This is a genomic window from bacterium SCSIO 12696 (genome assembly GCA_024397955.1).
Classification (GTDB): Bacteria; Pseudomonadota; Gammaproteobacteria; order Pseudomonadales; family Porticoccaceae; genus SCSIO-12696.
In genome coordinates, this window is the sequence record CP073744.1 from 2513938 (window position 1) to 2537959 (window position 24022).

Below are 24022 nucleotides of genomic sequence, written 5' to 3' on the forward strand. Positions count from 1 at the left end.
CGAAATCGTAAGGCAATCACCGGCAGTTTGCTACACAAAGGAGAGTGGTAATGAAACGTTTGGTGTGTTGTGGAAAAAAGTCCCTGTATATCGGTCTTTCCTTCCTGTTCGTACCTCTTTCTATCAGTGAGCCTATTACGCCAATATTGACCCCTCACGACTTGGATGAAGGCGCAGTTCAGCTTGGTAAGCGTTTGTTCCACAGTGTAGAGCTGTCCGGTGACAACAGCGTTTCCTGTGCTTCCTGTCACAAGGTTGATGGTGGTGGTGATGATGATCTGCGCTTTTCAATTGGTGTGGGTGGTCAAATTGGGCCAATCAATGCTCCTACCGTACTCAATAGTAGCCTTAATGCATTTCAATTTTGGGATGGTCGGGCAGAAACGCTAGAGCAACAGGCAGAAGGCCCTATACACAACCCTTTGGAAATGAACAGCTCATGGCAAGAGGTGATCCAGAAATTGTCGGTGAACCGGGATTGGGTGGAAGAGTTTCGGGATATCTACCCAGACGGTATAACGGCGACAAACATCGCCCGTGCCATAGCATCGTATGAAAAAGCTTTAGTGACACCAGGTTCTCCCTTTGATCGCTACTTGCTGGGAGAAGAGTCGGCTATCACCGATCGTGCCAAAGAGGGTTATCGCCTGTTTATACAAATGGGGTGTGTATCCTGTCATCAAGGCCAAAATGTTGGAGGCAATATGTTTCAGCAGTTCGGCATTATGGGGGACTATTTTCGCGATAGGGGTGCTGTTACAGAAGCGGATTACGGGCGTTTCAATGTGACAGGAAAAGAGAGTGATCGATTTAAATTTAAAGTGCCAGGGCTGCGCAATGTGGCGAAAACAGCGCCTTACTTTCACGATGGCAGCGTGGAAACGTTAGCAGAAGCTATACGGACTATGGCTCGGTATCAATTAGGGCGAGGCATAAGCGATAGTCAAGTGCAGGCGATTGAGGCTTTTTTAAGGTCACTCTCTGGTGAAGTCAGGGAGGACTTACAATGAAAAAAACAGCTTCTCTTTCTGTGTATGCCAAGATGATTATTGGCTTCTTTTTTATATTACTGGCGAGCTTTTCCCTTCTGAGCATCAATAAATACAGCGCCAGTTATGATCACCAGAAGAGTCTGGTCTCAGAGATCAGACTGAGATCGCAGGAACTTCACGCCAAACTATTGGAGGTTCGTGGTGGTTTTGTGGTGGATTACGATGGCTTGGTGGAAAAAACATCGACACTCAATCGGCTACTGTCTGCTCTGGCAAAGAAGGAGCAGCAGTACCAACAAGCGGAAGGTGAGGAGGGCCTTGCTTTTGGCAGTTGGTTGTTCGGAAAAGAAACAATAGATATTTCTTCTCAGGAATTGGAAGTATCTCTTATTAGCCGTATGCAGATTGTTGAAGAGTTTAAATCTAATTTTTCAGTATTCAGAAATTCTCAGCTTATCGTTTTTCAGCTCATAGCTGATCTTCGTCAGATGTATGCGGACAACCAGGCGTTGAATGAAGATCTTGACGTATTGGAAGCGGATGCTTTGAAAGCTATTCACGCAATGGTTGACGATGACCATGACGTGTTAAATGCTAGCCTTTCTACCATACGCGAGCGACACAGAAACTCCTTTGAAGATATTGATGAATTTTTGGGATTTATCATCGGCCATTTCAAAATTATTAATGGCAGGGAGTCTGTGATCAGCCAGATAGTCAGGGAGGAAGTATCATTATCCAGCCAGTTTGAGCAACAGCTAGACGTGTTCGAATACAAATTGGACAGTGAGTATAGGCAACATGATGAGCGCTCATCAATGTACCGATACAGTTTTGCTGTAGTGGCTTTGACCATTCTTTTTTATGGAATATTTCAGGCCAGAAATTCGAGTCGTTTAGCTAGCCAGCTTCTGGTGCAAAATGAAAATCTAGAAAGTATGGTCGAAGAACGTACAAAAAATTTGAAACTCGCTACAGATAATTTGCAGGCTGAAAAGAAAGAGCGGGAAAAAAATCTGGTTGAATTAAAGGAATCCAGAGAAAGATTGAACGTTATTATCAATAACTTGCACGGTTGTGTTTATGAATACGATGTAGTGAATGATGCAGTGGCTTACATGAGCCGGGGAGCAGAAGAAATTTGGGGGTGCAGTTCAGGGAAAATTTCTAGTCAAGAAGATTTGAGGCGGCAGATCCATCCAGATGACCAGCAATCCACTTGCACCGCTTTTGATGACGGCGTTGCTGAGCATTCTCCATTTAATATGGAATATAGAATTATAAGGTCACTGGAAGATGAGCGCTGGGTTAGGGAGGTCGGAGTGCCTATTGTTGAAGATGGTGCTGTTAAATCCGTCGTTTGCTTGGTGTCTGATATTCACGAATTTAAAAAGGCTGGAGAAGATAGGAAACGGATTCAGGAAGAGTTGAATCACGCTCAAAAGATGGAATCGGTTGGCCAGCTGGCCGCTGGTGTGGCTCACGAAATTAATACTCCGGCCCAGTTTATTTCCGACAATCTTGTATTTCTTCAGGAATCGGCAGGGGATTTGATAACCCTAATAAAAGAAATGGAAGCTGAGGTTGGAAGATCCACTGAAGAGTCGACCAAGAAAGTAGTAGAAGATCTATTGGATGAGGCGGATATGGAATATCTCGCTGAGGAAATTCCACAAGCACTGTCTCAATCTGCAAGTGGTATGGAGCGAATAGCTACCATTGTTCGCGCCATGAAAGATTATTCTCACCCAGGTGAATCTTTGGAATTAGCCGATATTAATGGAGCACTGCAGAGCACTATTATTGTTTCCAAATCAGAGTGGAAATATTTTGCCAAACTGGAGACTGACTTCGATGATAATCTTCCATTGGTAGAATGTGTGGTGGGTGATGTTAATCAGGTAGTGCTTAACATGATTGTTAATGCTGCGCATGCCATTGTTGATAAATTTGATGACCCCGATGATTTAGGTGGGCTAATTACCGTTCGCACCAGAGGAAGTGGGGAACAGGTATCTATAGAAATTAGTGATAACGGTGCCGGTATGGCGGAGTCGGTCAAAAGTCGTATTTTCGATCAATTTTTTACCACCAAAGAAGTGGGTAAGGGCACTGGTCAAGGTTTGAGTATTGCTTATCGACTGATTGTTGAGAATCACAACGGCAAGATAGAAGTAGATAGCGAGCCAGGCCAAGGTACTACTTTCCGTATTCTCTTGCCTGTATCACAACCGAAAACTGCGTAATTAAAAAGGAAGTGCAATGAAACGGATTGCTTTTGTAGACGACGATAAAAATGTTTTGGATGGCTTGCGCAGAATGTTGCGTTGTAATCGCAAAGAATGGCAAATGAGTTTCTTTTTGTCTGGCGATGAATTTCTGTCGTCATTGGATGATAATTCTTTCGATATCATCGTCAGTGACATGCGTATGCCTCATATGAATGGTGGGGAGTTACTTGCAAAAGTAAAAGAGTTGTCGCCTTCTACCTTGAGGATTGTGCTTTCGGGGTATGCGAATGAAGAGATGATTCTCGAAAGCCTGCACGCTACCCACCAGTTTATTTCCAAGCCTGCAGACAGTGACAGGATCACCAAGTCGATCAACCGCGCACTTCGTTTGCAGGAATCCTTGTGCGAGAGGGAATTAAAATCTCTAATGGGCTCCATTGGATCATTGCCGGCTTTGCCGGTGGTTTACGATGAGCTGATGCGAGAAACTTGTTCGGACGATTCTTCTTTGGAGCGTGTCGGAGACATCATATCCAGAGATGTCGGCCTCTCCGCTAGCATACTAAAAATTGTCAACTCGGCATTTTTTGCGTTGGTAAGGCATATTGAATCGCCGAGCCAGGCAGCCTCCATACTTGGCATGGACACTCTTAAAAACTTGGCATTGTCTACCAGTGTATTTTCCTGTTTTAGTTCGGGCCAAAGCGGAGTAGAGGAGATCGAGCGGCTCAATCGTGACAGTCAGCGAGTGGGCGTTTTGTGCGGGAAAATAGCCAAAGAAAGTAACTTGTCCGCCAGGGCGATCGATCATGGGCAAATTGCTGGGATGATGTGTAATCTGGGTGCGCTGATTGCCCTTGTGTATCCGTCGCTGATGGTCGGTTTGGGCGATGATGAATCCAGATTGCCGCATATTGGTAGCTATTTGTTGGGTATTTGGGCGATGCCATTTCCGGTCGTGGAAGCAGTGCGCTGGCATCAGTGCCCTGCAGACAGCCAGATAGAAGAAATGTCCCCCTTAGCTGTGCTGCACTTTTCTTGGGCTATGTTAACGGCTCATGGAGAAGGTGGAGAAGGTGTCGAAATTACACTTGAGAACGACAGATTAGATCTGGATTACCTGGGTGCCGTTGTGGGTGCGGAAACACTGCGCCAATGGGTACGCGTGACTGAAGAATTCTGTGATCAGGTAGATTGTAAAGATGACTGAAAAAATACTGTTTGTCGATGACGAGCCCAGCATTCTGCAGGCTTATCGGCGTACCCTAAGAAAGCAGTTCACAGTGGTGACTGCCGTTGGTGGCAAAGAGGCTCTCGACTTAATGGAGGCCGAGGGCCCTGCACCAGTCGTAGTGTCTGATATGAATATGCCAGAGATGAACGGCGTTGAATTCCTTTGCCAAGTAAAAGAACGCTATCCCGATACAGTACGGTTAATGCTTACTGGCAACGCCGATCAACAAACTGCGGTGTCGGCTATCAATACCAGCGATGTTTATCGGTTTTTGAACAAACCCTGCCCACCTGATCAAATGGCGCAAGCGATCAATGCGGCATTGGATCATTACAAACTGCTCAAGATGGAGCAGGAGCTTTTGGAGAATACGGTAAAGGGAAGTATCGATGCATTAGTGGAGATACTATCCCTGGTAAGCCCGAAAATTTTTGGTCACGCCTCTGTTATCAGTGGTTATGTTGCCAAGTGCGCCAAAAAAATGGGTGTAGTATCAACCTGGGACCTGGAAGCGGCAGCATTGCTGGGGCAGGTGGGTAAGGTCACTTTGTCAGATACTGTGCTTGAGCGCGCGCTCAAAGGTTCACCTCTGAGTGAGGATGAGCAGCAGGTATATGATGGCTACCCAGAGGTAGGTGCCAAGCTGATTAATCACATTCCCCGTATGGAAGGAATTTCTCAGGCAATACGTTATCAGAACAGGGCCTACGATGGTTCGGGGCTGCCCAGCGATGGCGTTTCAGGAGAGCAAATACCTTTGGGAGCTCGCCTGCTCAAACCGGTAATGGATTTGGTATCCGGAGAAGCGCGGGGGCTGTCTGCTGAGGAGGCTTTTTCCAAAATTAAGGCCAACGGTCACTTGTATGATCCTCAGATATTGGCGGTGCTAGAACAGGTGGTCAGTGTCTCAACAGAGAAAGTGGTTAAAGAGATTAATGTCGCACAATTGGTGGAGGGAATGGTGGTTGCCAGCGACATTATTGCTTCTTCTGGCACGCTGTTGGTGGGCAAGGGGCAGGCAATTTCTGCATCCATGATTACTCGCTTGATAAACTTTTGCAGTAATGGATCAGCCCCGGGTAAGGTTGATGTGCTTGTGAGTAAATAACCTTGGCTGATCAAAAACGGGGGGCACAGGTTTATCCTTGGTTGTTTGGTCTCTCCTCCTTTGAATAAAGAATTCTAGAAGCCAGTGTGAAGAAGTGTGAAAGCAGCAGCCATATTCAGGCTGCTGTGGCAGACTGCCGCCACTTTTTGTGGAGGTTTGCTGTGAAGAAATGGGTCTTATGGGTTGGTTTTTTGATGTCCTGGTCTTGCCTTACTCAGGCACAGTCCATTGACTTTTCCTTCCCTGATCGCGATGGCAAAACACACAACCTTTCGGACTTTCGCGGCAACTATGTGTTTGTGGATTTTTGGGCTTCCTGGTGCGTACCCTGTCTTGCACAAATTCCCCATTTGAAAAAATTTGAATCGGAAAATCACTACGATAATTTGGTGGTAGTTGGCATTTCTCTGGACGATGATAAAGCTGACTGGATAGACGCGCTGAATAAAGAGCAACCGTTAGGCGTTCAGTTATTTAATGAGCAAGGTTTCGACGCACAAATAATTGCAGCATTAAATGTTGTCGGCCTGCCCCGCTTTGCGCTGTTGGGGCCGAATGGCGAATTAGTCAATGGCGATATGCCTATGCCCGGTGATGAAGATTTTAAAAGTACAATTGAAGCCTACTTGAAAGCGACGAACTAACGAGAAACGGTTTACATGATTAAAAAAGCCCGGAGATAAACAGCTTAAAATCTCCGGGCTTTTTTAATGGCTGTGGCTACTAAAGCAGTGCAGACAGTTTTTGCGCCAGTACCTGGTTTACCTGTTGCGGATTGGCCTGGCCTTTGGATGCTTTCATAATTTGGCCGACAAAATAGCCCATCATTTTGGGCCGTTTGGCTTCGTCCGCCTTAATGTAGTTTTCCACCTGCTGTGGCGAGTTGGCAATGACTTCATCCACTAAGGCTTCGATAGCGCCAGAGTCGGAAACCTGTTTTAAGCCGTGCTTGTCGATAATGGCGTCCACATCGGTTTCGCCTTTCCATAGATGATCGAATACTTGTCTGGCCATTTTATTGGACAAGGTGCCATCGGAAATGCGCGTCACCAATGCAGACAATTGTTCTGCTGCAATCGGGTTGTCCGAAAATTCTTTTTCTTCCGCATTCAGGCGTGCGGCCATCTCGCCCATCATCCAGTTGGCCACCAGTTTTGCATCGCTTTGTTGGGCGGCGCTTTCAAAGTAGTTGGCGGTGGTTGCGTCTGCTGACAACAGATTGGCGTCGTAGGCGGACAGGCCGTAGTCATTCTGGAAGCGGGCGCTGCGAGCGTCTGGCAGTTCTGGCAGAGTTTTACGCAGGGCTTCGATGTAGTCGTCTTCAATCACCACTGGCAGCAGGTCGGGGCAGGGGAAGTACCGGTAATCGTTGGCTTCCTCTTTGCTGCGCATGGAGCGGGACACTTTGGTGGCGCCGTCATAAAGGCGGGTTTCCTGCACGACCTGGCCGCCGTCCTCAATCACATCGATTTGCCGTTGTACTTCCCGGGCAATGCACTCTTCCATAAATTTGAATGAGTTGAGGTTTTTGGTTTCGGTGCGGGTGCCCAGGGGTTCGCCGGGGCGGCGCACGGAAATATTGACGTCAAAGCGCATGGAACCCTGCGACATATTGCCGTCGCAAATGCCCAGTGAGGTGACAATGCTGTGCAGCTTTTTGGCCATGGCCACCGCTTCGGCGGCGTTGGACATATCTGGTTCGGTAACTACTTCAATCAACGGTGTGCCGGCACGGTTTAAATCGATGCCAGACATTCCATGGAAGTCCTCGTGGAGTGATTTCCCTGCATCTTCTTCCAGATGTGCATGATGAATCCGCACATCTTTAGTGCTGCCGTCATCCAGTGCAATTTCCACACGGCCGGGGCCAACAATGGGTTTTTCCAGCTGCGTAGTTTGATAGCCTTTGGGCAAATCCGGGTAGAAGTAATTTTTGCGCTCAAACGCCGACTCTTTGCCAATTTCGGCGTCGATAGCCAAACCAAACATCACCGCGTATTTAAAAGCGGCCTCGTTGGGTACTGGCAGGGTGCCGGGCATGGCCAGGTCAACGGCGCTGGCTTGGGTGTTTGGCTCGGCGCCAAACGCAGTGCTGCTGCCGGAAAAAATTTTGCTTTGGGTGGCCAGTTGCACGTGCACTTCCAGACCAATTACGGTTTCCCAACTCATGGCTGCACCCCCTGTGGAGCTTGCTTGTGCCAATCGGTTACCTGCTGGAAGCGGTGGGCAATATTGAGCATACGCGCCTCATCAAAATAATTGCCGGTGATTTGCAGGCCCACCGGTAAACCACCACTGAAGCCTGAGGGAATGGACATACCCGGCAGTCCCGCCAGATTGGTGGAAATGGTGTAAATATCTTCCAGATACATGGCCACCGGGTCGGCGGTTTTCTCGCCTAATTTGAACGCCGGATTGGGGCAGGTTGGCCCCATAATTACGTCTACCTTCTCGAAGGCATCCACAAAATCTTGTTTTATCAGGCGGCGCACTTGTTGGGCCTTTTTGTAGTAAGCGTCGTAGTAACCGGCGCTCAGGGCATAGGCACCCACCATAATTCGCTGCTTCACTTCCTGGCCAAAACCTTCGGCGCGGCTGCGGGTGTACAGGTCCATCAAATCTTGCGGGTCTTCGCAGCGGTAGCCGTAGCGCACCCCGTCAAAGCGAGACAGGTTGGCAGAGGCTTCTGCCGGGGCAATCACATAGTAGGCAGGTACCGCCAGGTGGGTGTGGGGCAGGGTGATTTCCACCAGCTCGGCGCCCAGCTTTTCGTATTCCGCCAAGGCAGTGCGTACGGCTTTTTCCGTGTCCGCGTCCAACCCCGCTTCAAAATATTCTTTGGGTACGCCAATTTTCAGGCCATTCAAATCATCGCCAAGGCCGGCAGTGTAATCCGGTACTTCGCGATCAATAGAGGTGGAATCTTTAGGGTCGTAGCTCGCCAGAGTGTTGAGCATAATCGCCGCGTCTTCGGCACTGTGGGTGATAACGCCCGCCTGATCTAGGCTGGAAGCAAAGGCCACCATGCCGTAACGGGATACCCGGCCATAAGTGGGCTTGATGCCGGTCAGGCCACACAGGGATGCCGGCTGGCGAATGGAGCCACCGGTATCGGATGCGGTAGTGGCCACCGCCAGTTGCGCGGCCACCGCCGCGGCGGAGCCACCGGAAGAGCCGCCGGGTACGCGCTCGGTGTCCCAGGGGTTTTTCGCCGGGCCGTAAAAGCTGTTTTCATTGGAGGAGCCCATGGCGAACTCGTCCATATTCAACTTACCCAACATCACCGCGCCATCGCGCTGGTAGTTCTCCACAATGGTGGCGCTGTAGGGGGGCACAAAGTTGTCGAGCATTTTGGAGCCGCAGGAGGTTTTTACGCCGGCGGTGCAGAACAGGTCTTTGTGGGCGATGGGAATGCCACACAGCAATGGCGCATCACCACTGGCAAGGCGTTGGTCAGCCTGTTTGGCCTGCTCCATGGCCAGCTCCGGCGTCACGGTAATAAAACTGTTATAGCGGCTGTCCAGCTGCTCAATGCGCTGCAGGTAGTGCTCGGTCAGTTCGACGCTGCTGAATTCACCGGCGCGCAAGCCTGCCGCCAGTTCAGCGATGGTTCTGGGAAAGGTTTTCTGGGACATCAGTCAATCACTTTGGGAACGAGGTAAAGGCCATCTTCGGTGGCTGGCGCGACAACCTGAAAGGCGTCGCGCTGGTTGTTTTCGGTGACGTTGTCGGCCCTCAGGCGCTGCACCGCATCCAGGGGGTGAGCCATGGGGGCAACGCCTTCGGTGTCGGCCGCCTGGAGCTGGTCCACCAAGTCGAGAACTTTGTTGATGCGCCCGGTGGTGTCGGCGATTTCCGCTTCGGAAACCGCCAGTCGGGCCAGGTTGGCTACCTTGGCAATGTCGCCTTGTTCAATACTCATGGTCGAGACTCATTATTTGAAAAACTGCCCCTTCTGCAGGGGTGCTTGAGAAAGCGGCGTAAGTTATCACAAAACACTCACTAATCGCACGGTTGTTGTTGCTCTGAACCCCGCTGATTGTTACAGTCGCGAGTTAAATTTACCGGGGGCCAAACCTTCCTTTCGGTACCCTCTACGAGATGCTTTCAGCGGCGTAACTGATCGACCAGTCAGCCGCACAAGGAATAAAAAACAGATGGTGTTCAAACGACTGCGCGGACTCTTTTCCAATGACTTGTCCATTGACCTTGGAACCGCCAATACCCTGATTCATGTCCGCGATAAGGGCATTTTGCTCAACGAACCGTCCGTGGTGGCTATTCGCCATCACCACGGTCAGAAAATTGTCGAAGCGGTGGGTGTGGAAGCCAAGCGCATGCTGGGTCGTACCCCTGGCAATATCACCGCGATCCGCCCAATGAAAGACGGCGTAATCGCCGACTTCCAGGTGACTGAAAAAATGCTCCAGCACTTTATCAAGAAAGTGCACGAGAACAGCTTGATTCCCCCCAGCCCCCGGGTGCTGATCTGTGTGCCCTGTTTGGCGACCGAGGTGGAGAAGCGTGCCATTCGTGAATCCGCCGACAGCGCCGGCGCCCGCGAGGTGTACCTGATTGAAGAACCTATGGCGGCGGCCATCGGTGCTGGCTTGCCGGTAGAAGAAGCCTGCGGCTCCATGGTGGTGGACATCGGTGGTGGTACTACCGAGATTGCTATTCTGTCATTGAACGGCGTGGTGTACTCCGATTCCGTACGCATCGGCGGTGACCGCTTTGATGAAGCCATTACCAACTACGTGCGCCGCAACTACGGCAGTGTGATCGGTGACTCCACTGCCGAGCGCATCAAAATTGAGGTGGGCAGTGCCTACCCGGGCAGCGAAGTGCGCGAAATCGACGTGCGCGGCCGCAATCTGGCAGAAGGGGTGCCCAAGAGTTTTACCCTCAACAGCGATGAAATTCTTGAAGCCCTGCAAGAGCCCCTGGCGGGCATCGTGCAGGCGGTGAAGCGGGTGCTGGAACAGTCGCCCCCGGAATTGGCATCGGACATCGCCGAGCGCGGTATTGTGCTTACCGGTGGTGGTGCCCTGTTGCGCGATATCGACCGTCTGATTACCCACGAAACCGGCTTGCCGGTGATTGTGGCTGAAGATCCGCTCACCTGTGTGGCCCGCGGCGGCGGCCGCGCCATGGAAATCATGGATAAGCGCAATCTGGATATACTGTCGCCCTGACGGCTTTTAGTTTGTCATCCCCGCGCAGGCGGGGATCCATGTTGCTACGGAACAGCCGAGCGCATGGCGCCTCAATCTCTGGATGCCCGCCTATGCGGGCATGACGATGTTGATCAATACCACTGAGGACTCGCTATCAAAACCCTGTTCGCCCGTGGCAGCTCTCCTTCCCGCCGAATTTTGGTGCTGGGGCTGCTGGCGCTGGTATTGATTGGCGTTGACCGCTACACCACCTGGCTGAAGCCTGCGCGAAGCTATCTGGAAGAAGTTATCTACCCACTGCACTGGTTGGCAGATTTGCCCGGCCGCATGGCGGACTGGGGTGAGGACTCCACCCAAGGTCGCACGGAGTTGATTTCCGAAAACGAGCGCCTGAAAACCCAGTTGTTGGTGCTGCGTGCCCAGCAGCAGCAGATGGCGGGCCTGGAAGCAGAGAATGTGCGCCTGCGCAGCTTGCTGAATGCCACCGAAATGATTAAAGACCGGGTGCAGGTGGCCGAGCTGATCGGGGTGTCTCCAGACCCGATGTCCCACTCTTTTACCATTAACCGCGGCAGCAGTGACGGTGTGTTTAACGGCCAGGCAGTGATCGGTGCCGATGGTTTGATGGGCCAGGTAGTGGATGTGTTTAGCAACCACAGCCGGGTACTGTTGATTACCGACAGCCGCCATGCCCTGCCGGTGCAGGTCCGCCGCAACGGGTTGCGCGCCATTGCTGAAGGCATTGGCGATGGTCGCCTGAAGCTGCGTTACATCTCGCCGACCATGGACATTAAAGAGGGCGATGTCCTTGAAAGCTCTGGGTTGGGCGATCGCTACCCCGTGGGCTACCCGGTGGGTACGGTGTCCAGTACCCTGCGCGATCCCGGGCAACCGTTTCTCGATATTGTGGTGACTCCTGCCGAGCCCTTGAATCGACGCCGCACGGTGTTGTTGGTATTTCCGCTGGAAGAGCAATTGACCACGGGTATGACACCGTGAAACCGCGCCGCCCGCCGCAGCGCAAAAGCCTGTTCTTACTGATGCTGTTGATTGCACTGGTGCTGCAGCTGTGGCCTCTGTTTGGCGGTGTGGCTTTATGGCGTCCACATTTTGTGCTGCTGGTGTTGGTGTTCGCCCTGATCTATCGGCCCAACAATTACGGCATTATGTTCGCCTGGTTTGCCGGGCTGGCAATGGATGCCGCCACCGGTGGCACCTTTGGCCGCTATGCACTGGCGTTCTGTATCAGTGCTTACCTGTTGAACCTGCTCCGGCAGCGCCTGCTGCACGCCAGTGTCTGGCATCAAAGCGGTTTGGTGTTGCTGTTGGTGGTGGCCGCGCAGCTGGTGGTGATGGGCGTCAACGCCGCCACCGGCATTGATACCAGCTGGTCTTTGGTTTGGTATCCGGCGATTACCTCTGCTCTGGCGTGGCCATTGTTTTATACCCTGATGATGCGCCTGGTGCGGCATTGATGAGCCAGTTACCTCCAGACTTTATTCTTGCCTCTGCCTCCCCCAGACGCCGTGAGCTACTTCAGCAAGTGGGTGCCTGTTTCCAGGTGGTGGCGGCCAATGTGCCGGAGCAGCGTTTGCCCGGCGAGGCACCAGAAGACTACGTCACTCGTCTGGCACTGGCGAAGGCTCGCGCAGGATTTGCGGCTCAGGATGGGGCTGCCCTGCCAGTTTTGGGGTCAGATACCACGGTGGTTTATGGGGATCAGGTGCTGGGCAAACCCCGTAATCGGGAGCATGGCATCGATATGTTGTCGATGCTGTCCGGCAGTACCCATCGAGTCTTGTCCGGGGTGGCCATGGTGGCCGCTGGCAAAGAGTCGCTGCGGCTGGTGGAAACCCTGGTGACGTTTCGTACTCTTAGCAATCTGCAGTGCCAGCAGTACTGGCAAACCGGCGAGCCCGCTGATAAGGCCGGCGGTTATGGTATTCAGGGGCTGGCTGCGGTATTTGTGAAGCGTATAAAGGGCAGCTACTCTAATGTAGTGGGGTTGCCACTGGCGGAAACCGCGGATTTGCTGGCGGAATTTGGGATAGCGGTTTGGAAGGGTACTTGAACGTGTTTGACGTCACAGGTTTGATGCTTGACGGGGTATCACACTCGAATTACGGATTCGTTAAACGTCCCATATCTAAGGTCAAACAAAAGGCCAAATGCCAATGAGCGCCGAAATTCTGATCAACATTACTCCTATGGAAACCCGCGTGGGTCTGGTGGAAAACGGCGTGCTTCAGGAAGTGTCCATTGAGCGCACCATGAAGCGAGGCGTGGTCGGCAACATCTATCGCGGCAAGGTGGTGCGGGTGATGCCCGGTATGCAGGCTGCCTTTGTGGATATTGGCCTGGAAAAAGCCGGTTTTATTCACGTGGATGACATCCATGTAGACAGTGACCCTCAGACCGGTGAGAAAACCGCAGACATTCGCCAGCTGTTGCACGACGGCCAGGGTGTTACGGTACAGGTGGCCAAGGACCCTCTGGGCACCAAGGGGGCTCGCCTGAGCAGTAAGCTGTCGGTCTGCTCCAAGTACCTGGTGTACATCCCCAGGGAATCTCACATCAGTATTTCCCAGCGCATTGAGTCCGAGCCCGAGCGAGAGCGTTTGCGCGCTGAGCTGGCTGCGGCGCTGACTCAGGAAGGCGATCCGAAAATGATCTCTGGAGAGGCCTCTCCCAGTGGTGGTTATATTATTCGCACCGCCGCAGAGGGCCTGAGCGCCGAAGAGCTGCGTCGCGATGTGCACTTTTTACACCGTTTGTGGCAAGACATTGGCGAGCGGGCGGTGGTGACTCCGCTGGCCAGCAATGTGTTTGAAGACCTGCCTCTGCACCTGCGAGTGTTGCGCGAAATGACCCGGGACGGGGTGGAAAAAATTCGTGTCGATTCCAGGGAGTGCTTTGAAAAAATGCACCGCTTCGCCACTAAGTACCACCCGGATCTGGTGCCACTGATTGAACATTACCCAGGGGAGCGGCCCCTGTTTTACCTGTATTCCGTGGAAGACGAAATTCAGAAAGCGTTGCAGCGCAAGGTGCAATTAAAATCTGGTGGCTATCTGGTGATCGACCAAACCGAAGCGATGACTACAGTGGATGTGAATACTGGCGCCTTTGTTGGCCATCGCAATCTGGAAGAGACCATTTTCAAGACCAATCTGGAGGCCGCAGCGGCCATTGCCCGACAACTGCGCCTGCGCAATCTGGGTGGCATAATTATTCTCGACTTTATCGACATGCACGATAAAGAGCACCAGCGCCAGGTATCGCGCACTCTGGAAAAAGCCCTGGAGCGGGATCGCGCCAAAACCAGTGTGCTGACCACATCGGAGCTTGGGCTGGTGGAAATGACCCGCAAGCGCACCAGCGAAAGCCTTGAGCACATGCTCTGTGAGCCCTGTGAAGTGTGCGATGGGCGCGGCCGGATCAAATCCGCAGAAACCGTGTGTTACGAAATGATGCGCGAGATACTGCGGGAAGCCCGTGCCTTTGAATGCGACAAGTTCCTGGTATTGGCATCGCAAGTGGTGATTGACCGCTTGCTGGACGAAGATTCCGCCAATGTGGCCGACCTGGAAGAGTTTGTTGGCCGGCCAATCCAGTTCCGGGTGGAGACCATGTATTCTCAGGAACAGTACGACATTATCCCGGTTTAGGCGTTATATGGAAGATATGAGGCGAGAGCCCAATGTTACAAAGCTCTTGCCTCGGGATTCCCACCTCGTGGTTGTTGAATGAAAGCACTGAAATTACTTAGCAAACTGACGCGCTGGCTGTGGTTCGCCATGGCCGCCATCGTGGTCAGTTACTCGGTGATTGTGGTGCTTGGCCGAACGCTGTTGCCAACACTGGATAACTACCGTCCGCAGGTGACCGAGCAACTGTCGAAGTTGCTGGGGGCAGAGGTGCAGGTGGCGCGCCTTTCTGGTACCTGGCCGCGATTGACGCCTACCTTGTCTGCGGATGGCGTCAACATTGCCACTGAGCACGGTGGCATGATCGCGGTTGGCCGTGTCAGCGCAGAGTTGGAGCCGTTTGCCACCATCTGGCATGGCCAGCTGATTTGGCGCAAGCTCAGTCTCAGCGATGTCACCCTGCATTTGGCCGAAGACTCCCAAGGTCACTGGAGCCTGGCGGGCTTCCCGCTGGCAGGCGGTGGAGGCGGTGGTGTTCGGCCTCTGGATATGTTGTTGTACAGTTCGTTGATCGACGTGGACGATGTGTCTTTGGCACTCAACTTTTACTCCGGCACGGTGGTGGAGTTCAGTGCCGATCGAATCCTGGTAGAGAATAACAATCAATTTCACCGTATTGTCGCGGGCATTGCTTCTGACGAAGAGCAGCTGGCGCACTTTGTGTTTGAAGCCACCGGCGACTACCAGGACTTGGAAAACTTTAACGCCAGTGCACACCTGGAATTGCAGGCTCTTAACCTGACCTCGTTCGGAGGTATTTTTGCCCAGTTGCTGCCGGCGTACCGGGAGAAAATTGCGGCACTGGATGGCAGTGTTGCCGCCCAGCTTTGGTTTGATTGGGACGAAGGTGGGCGCATCAATATGAGCGGCCGTTTGCAAACCGATCAGTTACCTCTTAATCGTGCCATGGCGTTGCCCAAAGTCAGTGAGCTGAATACCGACATTACCGGTTGGTACCAGCCCGGCGATGACTGGGGCATGGCTTTGCAGGGCCTGCAGTTTGACTGGGGGGAGGAAACCATACTGCCCCTGGATATTCGCTTTAGCCAAAAAGTGGGTGAACGCTGGGGCGAGTTTGGCGTGGATATCAATTACCTGGCGGTGGATGCGGTTCGACAACTGTTGGTGAACAGCGAACTGCTGCCCGAAAAAATTGCTGAAGCCATCGCGGCTATTCGTCCCACTGGCCATGTGGATCAGCTCAGTATTGACGCGGTACTCAGCGACCAACCGCTGCCAGAGATTACCTTAAAAGCCAATTTGCGGGACGTGGGCATCAGTGCCTATCAGGGTGCACCGGCAGCCACTGGCGTAGATGGCTATGTGGAGACCACGGTAGAGGGCGGAATACTGGCTTTGAATAGCAGTGACGCCAGTGTTCACTTTGAAAAACTGTTTGCTAAACCCATTGAAGCGCAGCAGGTTTCCGGCACCATCGGTTGGAGTTGGGATCGGCCGGGCAATCGTATCTTCCTGGTGAGTAGCTTATTGCAGGCCAACGCCGATGCGGGCCAGGTAAAAGGGCACTTCTATTTGAAGCAGCCTATTTATCGAACCGAAGAAGCCGCGGAGTTGTTTTTGCAGCTGGGTGTTGTGGATAGCCACTCACGGCATCGAGCCCAGTTTGTGCCCACTACGCTCAACCCCCAGCTGACCGATTGGCTTAACCGCGCACTGGATAATGTGTCGGTTGCGGAAGCGGGGGTGATCTATCGGGGTTCGGTGCGTGCCGGCCAGGAAGATCGTCGCACTATTCAATTGCACGTGGTCGCTGATGGTGAGCGCCTGGCTTATCACCCGGAGTGGCCCGCCCTGGAACAGTTTTCTGGCCGAGTGTTGTATCACGCTGGACAGCTTGAGGGGAGTATCCAGCGAGCCAAGATGGGCGGTATGACCATCAATAACGGTGAGTTGGTGATGGATGCCTTGGGCGACCAGATCCTCAAAATCCGTGCTCAAGGCACTGCAACCGCCCAAGGTGCCTATGGGCTACTGAGTCAGTCACCGTTGAAAGATCGTGTGGAAGGCTTGGCGGAATGGCAATTGGGCGGCCGCGTAGATGCCTCTGCCGATTTACAAATACCCTTGATCGGAGATTGGGAGAAGGGTCAATACAGCGTAGTGGCCGACGTCGCCGACGGCATGATGGTACAGCCGGAATTTCACCTTGAGATCGACGATATCGCTGGTCGGGTTCACTTTAATCTGGACGATGGCTTGTACGGTAGCGGCCTTGCTGGGCGATTGTGGGGGATGCCTGCAGAGGCGGATTTAAAGACAGTGGATGAGCGCCTGCAATTACAGGTACAGGGGGCGTTTCAACCGGGCAAGCTCGGGGATTATTTTGGCGTAGATATAGAAGAGCAAATCCTCGGAGAAAGTCGCTACCAGGCCACCATTACCCTCCCCGGAGAAGATGACAAACAGCCTGGCTCAGTGGTGGTGAGTACTGATCTGCAGGGCATCGATATCGATTTGCCAGACCCACTGGCCAAGCTGGCGTCTCAAAAACAGCCGCTGGAGGCTACTCTGCTGTTGGCGGATACTGCGATTTTGACCGCCACTTATGGCGCGTCTGTGCGTGTGGGTGGCGAGTGGGTTGATCAAAGCCTGCGGCGGGGGTACCTGGGTATTAATCGCTCAGACCTGAAACTGCCCAACTCCAATGTACTGCTGGTGGCAGCAGATGTCAGTGATGTCAATCTGGTGGATTGGCAATCCAGTCTACTGTCGTTGTTCGACAGCCCAAACACCAGCGCCGATGCTAGCAGTACCGATATCAGCAGCAGTTGGTTGCCTCCGGTGGGTATTGATGTGCGGGTGGGCGAGCTTGGGGTGTCGGCGCTGAAACTCGACAATGTACACCTTACTGGCTCTCTGGTTAACTCGGTGTTGCGTACCCAACTCGAGTCTGCGGATGCCGCTGGCCGCCTGGATATTCCATTGGACAACCGCAAGGCCATGACCATTGACCTGGACCATCTGCGGTTGCCGGAATGGCAGCAAGATAACAGCCAGGGTGCGTCGGTTTTTGACCCCCGCACTCTGCGCAGTATGGCTTTTTCGGTGGACAAACTGTCACTTGGGGAGCGGCAACTGGGCAGTGTCGCGCTGCAGCTCAAGGCCAGCGACCAAGGGCTGGATATCACTGAGTTGAACGCCGAGCTGTTGGGTCTGGTATTGCAGGGCGATATGCACTGGAGCTTTGATGGCTTTGTTCACCGCAGCAGTTATATCGGCACCGTTCAAACCGACACCATTTCCACGGTACTGGAAAACTTTGAGCTTGAGCCCATTATCGAGAGCGACAACGCGGCGTTTCAGAGCGAGCTGAGCTGGCGAGGCCGCCCCTGGGAGCTGGGGGCAGACAATCTCGCTGGGCAAGTCACCTTTACCTTAACCGATGGCACCATCAAACAAGCCAGCAGTGGCGCCAATGCTTTTTTGCGGGTGGTTGGGCTGTTTAACTTTGGCAGTTGGCTGCGACGCCTGCGGCTCGATTTTTCCGATGTGTTTAGCAAAGGACTCAGCTACGATCGCATTGGTGGTAGCTTGATCTTTGACCAGGGAATACTGCGCTTCCCTGAGCCCATCGTGGCCAAGGCGCCCTCTGGAACCATGAAAATGTACGGCAACATTGACTTGGTGAATGAGCAGATAGATGCACAGCTGGTAGCTACCCTGCCCGTGGGCACCAACTTGCCGTGGGTGGCGGCATTGGCCGTAAATTTACCGGCAGCTGCAGGTGCCTGGGTCATCAGCAAAGTCTTCAAAAAACAGGTTAACAAACTGTCCAGCCTCAGTTATAAAATCAATGGCTCATGGGATGATCCGGATTTTGAAATCGAAAAAGTGTTCTCCGATAAGAAAAAGGTTTTCGACGAAGGCAATCCACCAATAGCCAGTGGCGGCGATTCGCTGCCCGGCGATTCACAGCAGACCCAAAAACAGGAATAACCATGGGCTCTACCACCAAAGTCGCTGCCATCCAGATGTGCAGCACCGGCGACCTGCAACACAATTTGCAGCGGGCAGAAGTATTGTTATCTGAAGCCGCCGATTGTGGCGCTCAACTCGTGGTGCTGCCAGAAAATTTTGCCTATTACGGCTGTAAACAATTGCTGGCTGCCGCGGCTGAGGAGGCCAGCGCCGGTGGACCTGTGCGCAGTTTCTTAAAGCAGCAGGCGAAACGGCACAATCTGTGGATTGTCGCCGGTACTCTTCCAGTGGCAGACGAGGATGATCAACGGGGCTATGCGGCCTGCTTGGTCTACGACAACCACGGCGCTGAGCACGGTCAATACAACAAAATCCATCTGTTCGATGTGGACGTGGGCGACGCCCACAAGCATTACCGGGAATCGGATGACTACCGCCCCGGTAATGAGCCTCTGGTTATTGATACGCCTTTTGGCAAGCTCGGGGTGAGCATTTGTTATGACCTGCGCTTTGCCGAACTCCATCGGCAATTGGCGGATCGCGGTGCCGAGATAGTCGTAGTGCCCTCGGCCTTTACCGCGGTCACTGGCGAAGCCCACTGGCAATTGCTATTGCGCGCCCGAGCGGTAGAAAACCAATGTTTTGTGATCGGTGCCAATATGGGCGACCGCGACCACCGCAAACGCCCTACCTGGGGTGGCTCGGCCATTGTTCACCCCTGGGGCAATGTGCTGGCAGAGCTGGATGGTGGTGAAGGGGTAATTTGTGCGGAGCTGGATTTGGGGGAAATTCAGCGCTTAAAACAGAATATGCCAATTGCCCAGCATAGGCGGCTTTAACTGGCCAACCTCTGCTGTCATTCTGAGCGTAGCGAAGAATCTTGTACTTTGTCGTAGTCTTATTGGTAAATTTTTCTTTAGATTTCGCCCTGCTGGGCGAGTTACTTCTTTTGCTTGCCCAAAAGAAGTAACCAAGAAAAAGGCACCCCCGTTCCATTGGTTGCTGCGCAACTCCCCTCGCTCTGCACAATTGCCACGGGCCGGTCTTACTCGCATCCCTGCTCGATCGACCTAACGCGCACATCCGTGTGCGCGTTTCCCTACCAATTGCACTGCGCTCGGCAATTTCAAGGGGGATAGGTGTTCTCCGTAGTTGGCCATTTGCTTACCCGCCGCCCGTGGCGTGCCGCTCGCCGCTTTGCTATGGTTGCAGCCCGAAACACACAACCAGAAACCAGTCATGACCCAACCCCTTAGAATTGCCACCCGCAAAAGCCCGCTGGCTTTGTGGCAGGCGGAATATGTTAAAGCCGAACTGCAAAAGCACCATCCGGATCTGGCGGTGGAGCTGGTGGGCTTTACTACCAAAGGTGACAAAATTCTTGATACGCCACTGGCGAAAGTGGGCGGTAAAGGATTGTTTGTTAAGGAGCTGGAAGTGGCCATGTTAGAGGGGCATGCGGATATCGCGGTGCACTCCATGAAAGATGTGCCCATGGAATTTCCCGAGGGCTTGGGTCTGACCACCATTTGCCCCCGAGAAGATCCCACTGATGCTTTCGTTTCTAACCATTACGATGATTTATCGCAACTGCCTGCGGGCAGCCGAGTGGGAACCTCCAGCCTGCGCCGTCAGTGTCAGCTGCGGGAAGCCCGGCCGGATTTACAAATTCTCGATTTGCGGGGCAACGTCAACACTCGCCTGGCCAAGTTGGATAGCGGTGATTACGACGCCATTATTCTGGCCACAGCGGGTCTGGTGCGTCTGCAAATGGCTCAGCGTATTCGCAGTCGTATAACCCCGGAATCCTCTTTGCCCGCCGGAGGCCAGGGTGCTGTGGGTATTGAGTGCCGCAACCACGATCAGCGCACCGTGGATTTATTGGCACCACTGCACCATCACAATACCGCGGTTTGTGTCAGCGCCGAGCGGGCTATGAACCGTCGCCTACAGGGTGGCTGCCAGGTGCCAATTGCCTGTTACGCGGTATTAGAATCTGACAACCAGCTGTGGCTGCGCGGTTTGGTAGGTGCGGTGGATGGCTCCCGTATTCTGCGCGACGACATTCGCGGCCCGGCCAGCGATGCTGAGCAGCTGGGCATTGTGCTGGCGGATCGACTGCTGGCCAGTGGCGCTGATGCCATTCTCGCTGATGTCTATGGAAGTCAATGAGCCTCGCCGGAAAGAAAATTCTGGTTATTCGCCCCAAGGCATTGCCGCAGCTGGGGCCCGATCAATTTATTGAGCAACTAACCGCCACCGGCGCAGTGCCCTTGCACCTGCCGGTAATGGCTATCGACCCTTATAACGTGCCGCTGACCGGTGAATCTGTTAGTGGGTTGGTGGAGCAGATCAAAACCACGGTGATGGGCCTCGCCAATTACCAAACGGTGATCTTTGTCAGCCGCCCGGCAGCACTGCTCGGCGCCGATTGGATTGACCACTATTGGCCGCAGCTGCCAATGGGTGTGCAGTTTTTTGCAGTGGGCGACAGCACTCGTCAAATTTTGATAAACCTAGGGATCAATGCTCTGGCGCCTTCTCATGCGCAAACCAGCGAAGGGCTATTGGCATTGCCAGAATTGCAACAGTTGCAGGGAGCTCGAATACTTATCGCCAAAGGGGAGGGCGGCCGCGATTTACTGGCCACAGAGCTGCAACACCGAGGTGCTCAGGTGGATGAGTTAAACCTGTACCGGCGCTGTTCCACCAGTCAGTATCAGCAGGAGATTGTCAGCGCTGTGCAAAGCGGCTTTGACGGCGTGGTGGCACACTCTGTTGAACTGATTGAAAGCTTGCTCAATCTGATGCCCAGTGCACTGCATCCAGGCCTGTTCGCACTGCCTTTGGTGGTGCCCAGTCAACGCATCGCTGATATTGCCCTGAGAAGTGGGTTTGTGAATCTGCAAGTCGCCAACTCCGCTGTGCCGGGCGACATGGTTTCGGCTGTAAGCAGGTGTTACATTAGCGACTGACAACTCACATTTTCGCAGAGAAATGGGCCAGTGACGGATAAAGACCAAAAAACACCGGAAACCTCTAAACCGGACACTTCTAAACAGGAAGACCCCGGAAAAAGCAGCCCTGAAAAATCTGCGGCCGATAACAGCCAGCAGCCTCCCACGCTGACCAAGCGAGCTGAACCGCAAGCGGATAGCAAGGCCGATAAGTCCCCCCCTGAAAAAACCGCGACGGATAAGAAAGCCGGCAAGTCCAAATCCGAACCCAAGCCCCAGCATTTGCCAGAGCCGTTGGATATTGATGACTTGTCCACAGATAAAAAGTCCGTTGGTAAAAAATCCGCCGCCAAAGCAACTCGCCGCCACACTACTGGCAGTCGCCGCAGCGCTTGGCCTGCGCTGTTGGTTACGGTGTTATTGCTCGCGGGGTTAGGTGCCGGTGGCTATTACGGCTGGCTCTATTTGCAGGATTGGCAGGCTACTGGTAACAACCAACAACAGGTCTTGAAGGCCCAGTTGGAGCAACAAGCGCAGCAACTGCAACAATTGCAGCAACAGCTTGAACAGCAGCAAAATTCCACCGAGTTGGATTCCCTGGCGGCGCAGCTGCAACAGGCCAACCAGGTAGAACGGGCTACACGCCAACAGCTGGATGAACTGCAACGGCGTGTCACCAGCCAAGGCAGCCGCTTGCGCAACCTGTCGGTGTCCACCCGGGACGATTGGCTGTTAGCAGAGGCGGAGTATTTGCTGCGCCTGGCCAACCAGCGCCTGCTCACCGAGCGCAGTACTGCCAGTCCGGTATCCCTGTTGCAAACCGCCGATGCCATTCTCAAGGATTTTGACGACCCGGATTTGTTTGCGGTACGCAGCCAGATTGCCAAAGATATTACCGCATTAAAAATTGCCACGGTGGTGGATCGCGAAGGTCTGTACTTGCAACTCAATGCACTGAATTCAATTATTCCGGAGTTGGCGCTGGCGCTGGAATTAAAAGAGCAAATACCTCAGGCAGCCCCTTCGCAAACCACAGACAACGAACAGAGCTGGGGTGACCGGGTGGCGAGCCATTTCAGTGACTTTGCCAGTGGCCTCAAAGACTATGTGCGCATTCGCCAGCGCAACGAGCCTGTCGAACCCCTGATGGGTGTGGAGGAAGAGCAATACCTGCGTCACAACCTGCGGGTGATGCTGGAACAGGCGCAATTGGCCCTGCTTAGGGAAGAGCCTCTGGTGTACCGCGCCAGCCTGGAAAAATGTCGCCAGTGGTTGCAGCAACACTTTGCTAAAGACCACACCTCCCAGGTGTTTGGCGAACAGTTGGATGCGCTATCCGCTCAAGTGGTGACTGGCCAGCTGCCGGAAATCAGTACGTCGTTACAGGCGCTGCGCAACTACATCAATCTCTGGCATCTGCGCCACGAACAACCCGCAGCCGATCAAGCTGACGCTGAGGAACAGCAGCCATGAGGCGCCTGGTTCTGATCTTCGCTGCAGCCTTATTGCTGGGTACCGGCCTGTCCTGGCTGATGAGCCGGGAGAGTGGTTATCTGCTGATCGCCGTGGGCAGCACCACCATCGAAATGAATCTGTGGGCAGCGGTGATTGCGCTGATTCTGTTGTGGCTGGTGGTTCGACTGCTGTTCCGTTTGCTCGGCTCTCTGAAAATATTTGCCGGCTGGCGCCGGGCCAGGCTGAGCCGCCGCCGGGCACAAACCGCCCGTGGCCTGTTGTACTTTATTGAAGGCCGCTGGCAACGAGCCCGTCAGCAACTGGTGCGCGGTGCCCACCAATCGGGCATGCCATTGGTCAATTATCTGGCCGCCGCCACCGCCGCCTACGAAGAGGGTAACTGGGAAGCGGCGCAAACCTTGCTAAACAAAGCCCAGGAAATTGCTGAAGACGATAACCCCGCCGTGGATATCGCCAAAGCTCGGTTGTACCTGAAAGAGCGGCGCTACGAAGAGGCGTTGTCGGTACTCAACCGAGTACATCAAAAGTACCCCAATCACACAAATGTTTTGCGGCTTCTGGAAAAGGCTTATCGCGGTCTCAACGATTGGCATAATCTGCAACAACTACTGCCGCAATTGCGCAAGGACAGTGGCTACGATCGACAACAATTCCAGCAACTGGAAATTGAAGTCTATGCCAATCAGCTTTCTTCCCTGGCAGAACGCTGGGGTAAAACCGACAAAAGTGGCGACAAAGCCAAACACAAACAGGCTGTCGACCAGTTGTGGCAATCCATGCCCTCAGCAGTAAAACGCAGTGCGCAATTGGTGGCTTCCTACAGCGATCACCTGCAAGCTCGCGGCGATGGTCAACAAGCAGAAAAATTGCTCCACAATGCTCTCAATAGTCACTGGGATGACAGCTTGGTACGCCGCTACGGCCTGCTGGTGGGTGGAGATGTGAGTACTCAGATGGTGATTGCCGAAGCCTGGCTGCGCGAGCGCCCTAACAACCCAGCGCTGTTGTTGGCTTTGGGTAGATTGGCGCAGAAAGCCGAATTGTGGGGTAAGGCCCGTGATTATCTAGAGGCCGCTTTAGGGTTGTCTCATGCACCAGAAATTTACGCTGAACTGGCGCGACTGATGGCGCAGTTGGGTGAAGTGGATAAAAGTGCGGCGTATTACCAGCGGGGGTTGTTGGAGAGTGCTGGGAGTTAGCA

Annotated in this window: 19 protein-coding genes; 16 read left to right on the forward strand and 3 right to left on the reverse strand. The window is 53.4% G+C overall.

Annotated features, from left to right (window positions below; translation table 11 throughout):
- Positions 1-50: 50 nt before the first annotated feature.
- From KFE80_11585 to KFE80_11605, 5 genes are all read left to right on the forward strand, one after another.
- On the forward strand, positions 51-1010 hold the full coding sequence (locus KFE80_11585; GenBank protein UTW45012.1) for a cytochrome-c peroxidase: 960 nt from the start codon (positions 51-53) through the stop codon (positions 1008-1010).
- Positions 1007-3238, forward strand: a complete 2232-nt coding sequence (locus tag KFE80_11590) for a PAS domain-containing protein (GenBank protein UTW45013.1) — start codon at positions 1007-1009, stop codon at positions 3236-3238. The genes KFE80_11585 and KFE80_11590 overlap by 4 nt, the downstream gene beginning before the upstream one ends.
- Before the next feature lie 16 nt (positions 3239-3254).
- Entirely contained in the window at positions 3255-4433 is a 1179-nt protein-coding gene (locus tag KFE80_11595; protein UTW45014.1) for an HDOD domain-containing protein, read from the forward strand.
- The gene (locus tag KFE80_11600) at positions 4426-5565 is read left to right on the forward strand and encodes a response regulator (GenBank protein UTW45015.1); all 1140 of its coding nucleotides are present in this window, start codon (positions 4426-4428) and stop codon (positions 5563-5565) included. The genes KFE80_11595 and KFE80_11600 overlap by 8 nt, the downstream gene beginning before the upstream one ends.
- Before the next feature lie 125 nt (positions 5566-5690).
- On the forward strand, positions 5691-6209 hold the full coding sequence (locus KFE80_11605; GenBank protein UTW45016.1) for a TlpA family protein disulfide reductase: 519 nt from the start codon (positions 5691-5693) through the stop codon (positions 6207-6209).
- Positions 6210-6288: 79 nt separating this feature from the next.
- Here the strand turns inward: KFE80_11605 and gatB are convergent, their stop codons facing one another.
- Genes gatB through gatC form a run of 3 tightly spaced genes read right to left on the reverse strand, consistent with a single transcriptional unit; the run spans position 6289 to position 9487 of the window.
- Positions 6289-7734, reverse strand: a complete 1446-nt coding sequence (gene gatB / locus KFE80_11610) for an Asp-tRNA(Asn)/Glu-tRNA(Gln) amidotransferase subunit GatB (protein UTW45017.1) — start codon at positions 7732-7734, stop codon at positions 6289-6291.
- Entirely contained in the window at positions 7731-9200 is a 1470-nt protein-coding gene (gatA, locus tag KFE80_11615; GenBank protein ID UTW45018.1) for an Asp-tRNA(Asn)/Glu-tRNA(Gln) amidotransferase subunit GatA, read from the reverse strand. Before gatA ends, gatB begins: the two co-directional genes overlap by 4 nt.
- Positions 9200-9487 (reverse strand): Asp-tRNA(Asn)/Glu-tRNA(Gln) amidotransferase subunit GatC, encoded by a 288-nt coding sequence (gatC, locus tag KFE80_11620; protein UTW45019.1) that lies wholly within the window; start codon positions 9485-9487, stop codon positions 9200-9202. Before gatC ends, gatA begins: the two co-directional genes overlap by 1 nt.
- A 238-nt stretch (positions 9488-9725) precedes the next feature.
- On the opposite strand from gatC, the gene KFE80_11625 reads away from it, so the two are divergent.
- The 11 genes from KFE80_11625 (at position 9726) to KFE80_11675 (ending at position 24020) form a co-directional block, all read left to right on the forward strand.
- Positions 9726-10760, forward strand: coding sequence for a rod shape-determining protein (locus KFE80_11625; protein UTW46708.1), 1035 nt, complete (start codon positions 9726-9728; stop codon positions 10758-10760).
- A gap of 144 nt (positions 10761-10904) precedes the next feature.
- Positions 10905-11741: a rod shape-determining protein MreC gene (gene mreC, locus KFE80_11630; GenBank protein ID UTW46709.1), complete on the forward strand. Its 837-nt coding sequence runs from the start codon at positions 10905-10907 to the stop codon at positions 11739-11741.
- Positions 11738-12217, forward strand: a complete 480-nt coding sequence (gene mreD / locus KFE80_11635) for a rod shape-determining protein MreD (GenBank protein UTW45020.1) — start codon at positions 11738-11740, stop codon at positions 12215-12217. The genes mreC and mreD overlap by 4 nt, the downstream gene beginning before the upstream one ends.
- Entirely contained in the window at positions 12217-12813 is a 597-nt protein-coding gene (maf, locus tag KFE80_11640) for a septum formation inhibitor Maf (GenBank protein ID UTW45021.1), read from the forward strand. Before mreD ends, maf begins: the two co-directional genes overlap by 1 nt.
- 103 nt (positions 12814-12916) lie before the next feature.
- On the forward strand, positions 12917-14410 hold the full coding sequence (gene rng, locus KFE80_11645) for a ribonuclease G (protein ID UTW45022.1): 1494 nt from the start codon (positions 12917-12919) through the stop codon (positions 14408-14410).
- A gap of 78 nt (positions 14411-14488) precedes the next feature.
- Positions 14489-18406: a TIGR02099 family protein gene (locus KFE80_11650; GenBank protein ID UTW45023.1), complete on the forward strand. Its 3918-nt coding sequence runs from the start codon at positions 14489-14491 to the stop codon at positions 18404-18406.
- A 2-nt stretch (positions 18407-18408) separates the two neighbouring features.
- A complete protein-coding gene (locus KFE80_11655) occupies positions 18409-19227 on the forward strand; it encodes a carbon-nitrogen hydrolase family protein (GenBank protein ID UTW45024.1) in 819 nt (272 codons plus the stop codon).
- 400 nt (positions 19228-19627) lie between these two features.
- Positions 19628-20560: a hydroxymethylbilane synthase gene (hemC, locus tag KFE80_11660; protein ID UTW45025.1), complete on the forward strand. Its 933-nt coding sequence runs from the start codon at positions 19628-19630 to the stop codon at positions 20558-20560.
- Positions 20557-21363 carry a uroporphyrinogen-III synthase gene (locus KFE80_11665; protein ID UTW45026.1) on the forward strand — a complete coding sequence of 269 codons (807 nt, stop codon included), beginning with the start codon at positions 20557-20559 and terminating at the stop codon, positions 21361-21363. Before hemC ends, KFE80_11665 begins: the two co-directional genes overlap by 4 nt.
- A 30-nt stretch (positions 21364-21393) precedes the next feature.
- On the forward strand, positions 21394-22818 hold the full coding sequence (locus tag KFE80_11670) for a uroporphyrinogen-III C-methyltransferase (protein UTW45027.1): 1425 nt from the start codon (positions 21394-21396) through the stop codon (positions 22816-22818).
- A complete protein-coding gene (locus KFE80_11675; GenBank protein ID UTW45028.1) occupies positions 22815-24020 on the forward strand; it encodes a tetratricopeptide repeat protein in 1206 nt (401 codons plus the stop codon). The genes KFE80_11670 and KFE80_11675 overlap by 4 nt, the downstream gene beginning before the upstream one ends.
- The last annotated feature ends 2 nt before the right edge of the window (positions 24021-24022 follow it).